Origin of the sequence: Photobacterium sagamiensis (assembly GCF_050337085.1) — a bacterium.
GTDB lineage: Bacteria > Pseudomonadota > Gammaproteobacteria > Enterobacterales > Vibrionaceae > Photobacterium > Photobacterium sagamiensis.
The window spans coordinates 1-5571 of record NZ_JAKJSP010000103.1; the positions used below are offsets into that span (position 1 = coordinate 1).

At 40.8% G+C, this 5571-nt stretch carries 4 protein-coding genes and 2 tRNA genes; 3 read left to right on the forward strand and 3 right to left on the reverse strand.

Going from position 1 to position 5571, the window contains the following annotated elements:
- Window positions 1–5 precede the first annotated feature (5 nt).
- Window positions 6–80 (forward strand) — tRNA-Gly (locus tag L4D76_RS28330).
- A 6-nt stretch (window positions 81–86) separates the two neighbouring features.
- Window positions 87–162, forward strand: a tRNA-Asn gene (locus L4D76_RS28335).
- 170 nt (window positions 163–332) lie between these two features.
- Here L4D76_RS28335 and L4D76_RS28340 read toward each other — a convergent pair.
- Window positions 333–875 carry a hypothetical protein gene (locus L4D76_RS28340; RefSeq protein WP_428444167.1) on the reverse strand — a complete coding sequence of 181 codons (543 nt, stop codon included), beginning with the start codon at window positions 873–875 and terminating at the stop codon, window positions 333–335.
- Between the two features lie 354 nt (window positions 876–1229).
- Here L4D76_RS28340 and L4D76_RS28345 point away from each other — a divergent pair, with 354 nt between their 5' ends.
- Complete coding sequence (locus L4D76_RS28345) at window positions 1230–2555, forward strand: ISNCY family transposase (RefSeq protein ID WP_428444168.1); 1326 nt, start codon at window positions 1230–1232, stop codon at window positions 2553–2555.
- A gap of 141 nt (window positions 2556–2696) precedes the next feature.
- On the opposite strand, the gene L4D76_RS28350 is transcribed toward L4D76_RS28345, so the two are convergent.
- Window positions 2697–3095: a hypothetical protein gene (locus L4D76_RS28350; protein WP_428444169.1), complete on the reverse strand. Its 399-nt coding sequence runs from the start codon at window positions 3093–3095 to the stop codon at window positions 2697–2699.
- Window positions 3096–3629: 534 nt separating this feature from the next.
- A complete protein-coding gene (locus tag L4D76_RS28355; RefSeq protein ID WP_428444170.1) occupies window positions 3630–4271 on the reverse strand; it encodes a hypothetical protein in 642 nt (213 codons plus the stop codon).
- Between the last annotated feature and the right edge of the window lie 1300 nt (window positions 4272–5571).

The window sequence follows — 5571 nt, forward strand, 5'->3', positions numbered from 1 at the left end:
ATTATGCGGGCATCGTATAATGGCTATTACCTCAGCCTTCCAAGCTGATGATGCGGGTTCGATTCCCGCTGCCCGCTCCAAATAATTCCCTCTTAGTTCAGTTGGTAGAACGCCGGACTGTTAATCCGTATGTCGCTGGTTCAAGTCCAGCAGAGGGAGCCAAATACAAAAAAGCTGCTTAATAAGCGGCTTTTTTTCTATCTATAATCCAGAATCGACGCCGAACTGACCTGATCGTGTAACTGCTAGGTACAAAAAAGGCCGCCAATGACGACCTTAATTCTACCAGCAAGCTTGAGACGCTTTACGGATATTATGTTGAATTGAATTATTTATTCATCAATGGTTATCGTGATAGACACTTTATCTTCTGCCACATTGTAGTATTTAGAGAGAGCCTTTTTAGCATCTTTAACACTTAATGCTAAATCTGACTCAACCTCATCCTTATCCGCGAGATCAGAAAATCGCTGCCAATCTAATGTTGACGGATCAAAAATACCTTTATTTAAATCAACGCCTTCTGAATCCTTTTTCAAGGCTTCTTTTTCATAATAAGCGATTGGCGATTGACCTTGCCATGTAATGATTGCAGCGTCATCAGCATCTAAAATGGCGAACTCATCGAACGTCACGATTTTACGCTTACCGCTTTCTATATATGCATGTTCATTTATTTTCGCGATCAAAAATGCTTGATGGTGCTTATCATCCTCACCCTTCCATTTAGAGTTCACACCATTTTTATTCTTTATGCAAACCAAGTAGTCAGCCCATTTTATGCTGCTAGCTGCGGCACGCCAGTAACCACATCCCCTTTGCTTTACAAAGTCTTCTAAATTGTCACTTGAAAAACACACCATATAGTTACTCATAACAAACACTCCGACATCTAACCGCAATCAATAGCCCAACAATAGCAATATATAGCGCATTGTCAAGCATGTGCTGCGCTATGATATAGAAATAGTACCGTATTGTTTATCACAACATAGCGTATGTTTTATGGTTTTTGACACTGGCTAAATGGATGGCTTCATTTATGGCAATAATTATTATCTTTCACCTGAAACGAAAAAGGCCGCCAATGGCGACCTTTTCAATGGCGACCTTTTCGGTGTTAACCCAATATAGTGATGTCACATTTCCCCAATTTAGAGATGTCACATTCTGGTATGGTTAGTCCCCGTTACTAACCGTATTCAGAGCTATGTGTCATGCTGCTTGCTATGAGCCAAAAAGAAATAAATCGCGTTGATGTTATTCGCGATGTTTGTGAAAAACGATTAACACAAATAGATGCATCAAGATTGCTCAACTTAACGCGAAGACACATTCAACGGTTAGTAAATCAATATCGAGATAATGGTGCTTCAGGCTTAGTTTCATTACGTCGAGGGCAGCCGAGTAATCGTCGGTTTCCTCCAAATTTTAAACGTAAGATCCTCGACATTATCAAAGATAAATATGCTGATTTTGGGCCGACGTTCGCCAATGAAAAATTATTTGAAAAACATAATATTAAGCTGTCATCAGAGACATTACGTCACTGGATGATTGATGAAGGATTATGGAAGTCACGGGCTAAACCTAAAGCGAAAACCTATCAACCCCGATACCGCCGGGAATGTTTAGGGGAGCTCATCCAAATTGATGGTTCACACCATGATTGGTTTGAAGGTCGAGCAGAGAAATGTTGTCTACTGGTTTTCATCGATGATGCCACTGGCCGATTGATGACTTTGCGTTTCAGTGAAGTTGAATCAACCTATGATTACATGAATGCGACACGGCAATATATCGAACAACATGGCAAGCCGGTAGCCTTTTACAGTGATAAGCACTCTGTCTTTAAAATCAACAAGAAAGCGCCATTAAGCGGCAAGCAGATGACCGAATATGGTCGGGCGCTTTATGAACTGAATATCGAATTAATTTGCGCTAATAGTTCCCAGGCTAAAGGGCGAGTTGAACGCGCCAATAAAACCTTACAAGACCGCTTAATCAAAGAAATGCGGCTAGCTGGCATTGACTCAATGGAGCAGGCGAATGCATGGCTTCCTCTTTTCATCGAAGATTTTAATCACCGTTTTGCCCGCGCACCTCATAGTTTAAAAGAAGCCCATCGTCCGCTGCGAGAGAACCACGATGAACTGGACGACATCTTTGCTCGCCAAAAGACACGTAAGGTATCGAATGCCTTAACACTGCAATATGACAAAGTGGTTTACCTGATTGAGCCAAATGATGGCACACAACGTTTAGCTGGTAAGAATGTAATGGTTTACGATTACCCAGACGGCACAGTAAGCATTAAATACTGTGGCAAAGCATTGCCTTACCAAGTGTTCGATAAGCTGCGACAGGTCAACCAGGCCGCTGTCGTTGATAATAAACGATTGGGTGCTGCCTTAGCTTTTGCTAAACGGAGTCAGGATGAAAGAAGTGAGATGTTAGAGAGAACCCGAAGCCCTAAAATATTCAGTCGAACCGCACAAAAGAGAGCCCGCCAAGTCAATCCAGTATTGTTCGACACAGTGGACTCTGATGATTAAGCAATGTGACATTTCTATCTTGGCAAACTATGTGACATTTTAAACTTGCCCTAACATGGCGACCTTTTCGGAATACGGTTTACGGGTGTTATGGTAAATCAGACTAAACCCCAGAATGTAATGATCACCTTGATGCCTTTATTATACCTTGTACAGTGAGATGAGATGTATGCGGAAACTAGGTTTAGGGACTTTATTTACTAATCCCGGAAAAATATTTTCCAGAAGATCAACTCTCAGTTGAATGCGCTCATCAAGCCACTTTCTTTCTTCATGAAGTAGTTCATGATCTTTTAATTCTTTTAGTTCGCAATGAAAGCCACCTGATGGCAAAGAACACAACCTTTGAATCTTTTCATGAAACTCAGTTACTTCTTCTGGTATATCAAGCAATATTGCATTGTGGTCCTCTGAATACCACAGGCTTTTAGGGAAGCAATTAATTAGAAATGACTCCAACCCAATTGTTGCATCCAATTGCTTTTTTCTTTCCTCCGGAAATTGAATTTTATATAACTCAAATTTATTAGTTTCACTCATTTACTTGCTCCTTAAAACCAAATTACAATCCGTTTCTGCCACCTGACTGAATAGCGGTATAACATTTTGTTCAACGATCTGAGACAGAGATCGTACACCGCATTATGCTACCAGACACCTACAGGTTGATATTGCTTCCCACTCCACAATTTAAAAATGTCACTGATACCCATAAAATTCGGTAGTCATTATGCCCATTACGTTAAATAGGTCATTTTTTACCCACAGAATCAGTGGTAACCAATGCTAGCCCAGACATTACAGGTGACCAAAATCATAACCCTGTAACGTAAAAAAGGCCGCCATAGGCGACCTTTCTGTCATTCATAGTTAGGCATTAGCCCCGTTTTTCCCTCGGACTTACCGGCCTTGGCGGTGGTGGGGGTACTTGTTTTTTATCCATGACTACTCCTTCGGCTGAGCTGGGGATGGCGGATTGTCTTTGACAAGTAGATGTAGCCTCACTTTTTGGCTGGAGCCTTTTTGGGTGGTGGCGGTGGTGGTGCAGAATTAGGGGTTATAGGCCTATTTTCATCAATCAACATTAACTACTCCTACATCGTTGGGGGGGATCTTTTGGGTGGTGGTGGTGGCGGTGGTACTTGAATTCTCCGCCTTTGTCTCTTTGGTGGAGAGGGTGTTGAGTTGGGGTTGGGGATTGGTTTCTTTCCCATAACTTGACTCACTTATATTTAAATTAAAAAAAATCCCTAACCATAAAATTCCGAACACGAGAAAAACTGGAGCTGCAAAATGTGATATTTGATTAAGCCCCCTAAATTTTGAGTCTGTGAACTCTATTTTTTCAGGACATGCCTTAGGGGGGGCACGTAAACACTCTATAATTTCAACCCTATTCGTCATAACAGAATCACACATTTGCCGATTTGATAAATATATAAACCCTGAAATAAATAAGCTAACCAGTACAAAAAACACGGATAACCCGAAAAACAACCAACTAACTTTCAGCCATCCGATGCTAACCAGTTCCCCTGAATCTAACATTGATTTACTAAATGTAAATGTAAGCCCTAGAGCCGCACTAGATATAGTAAGTACAGCTTTATCTAACCCTTCAGATACTTTTATCTCTCCATCATTTAGAAAATCTCTGTATTCTTTGTAGTGTTCGTAATCTTCATAACAAGAACTTTCCAACTCTTCATTGCTCAAAACGAATTCCTATGTAGGGTGCATTAAATGCATCATCATGCTAATAAAAACTTATAGGTTGCAATTAAAAAAGCAATTTCACTTACAGTGCTGTTAAGAAAGTTGGATATGCGACATTTATCACACAAATAAGCGCTCTGTTGCTCTGCCAGAAATGTCACGACACCCTCACAACCAACAAGCTTGTTTGTGTTGGCAGCCTTTCGAGGATCACTTTACGGGTGTTATTTTCAATACGAACAATCCAGAATCTACTTAACCCGCATTGTTATGTGAATTATGAACGCTTACCTAACCCCGGAGCGCCTCCAGACACTATTGGACCTCGATATGGTTTAAAATCGTCACAAAGTGCACCACCCTGAGTGCTCTCCCGTGAAGCCTTTCTCTGTTCCTTCAATTCTTTTTTCTTTTGGGCCTCTTTTGCAAGTCTCGCCCTTTCTTGGCTCTGTTTTGTTTCTATTGCTATGTTATCTTTTAACAGCCATGAAATCACAACTTGCCTTTGAAGCTGTATATCGGATATTGACTCTTTAAATACTATCTCACGCTCTAATCGTAGAACCTCTCTTTCTAGGTCACTTCGGTTAAACTTCGCTCTTAATATAGAATATAATTTCTTAGACTTTTTCGGGACGTGTCGATTCAAAGCCCATTCATAAGTACCTTGTAGAGTTCCTCGGGTACGCTTCAGTTTCTTTGGCAGCACACATTTAAAAGATGGACCTTTTTGAAATGCGAACCTTACGCAATTAAGCCGGTGTTTATCCAGATCTGCTTGTGAATTAAAGAAACACCCACAATCCTCGCACCTAGACGGCCTCATACATACTCCTTCACATAACGCCTACAACTTACGAATCCCCACAAAATACCTTTGTAGTTCAATAAGTAGACACAAAGCTTGTCTACAAATCTAATGAATACGCTTCAAATACAAAAATTCAAAAGCAAATTGCTTGATGTTCAAACATTACACTAACCTTCGGACAATCAATACCATGAGCCAAGTAAAGCAACATATATAAAAACCTAATTGTTGGTAATCATTCATGATTTTGTGGGGATTCCCCAGCGCCTACAATAAGGTGCACCAACACTGAACTAACCAAGCACACCGAACTTCAAACCAAAACTGCCGAGTGTAATGCATCACCTTGATGTTTTTGTGTACGCCCAGCATGGGCATGAACTAATGAGGTGAAAGTCCTCTGTAGGAAAATCACCGTCTAATAACCTATTGATTATTAGATGTTAACTACTAGCGAATGGCAAGGGCTTTTCCGCGAGGAACGGTCTG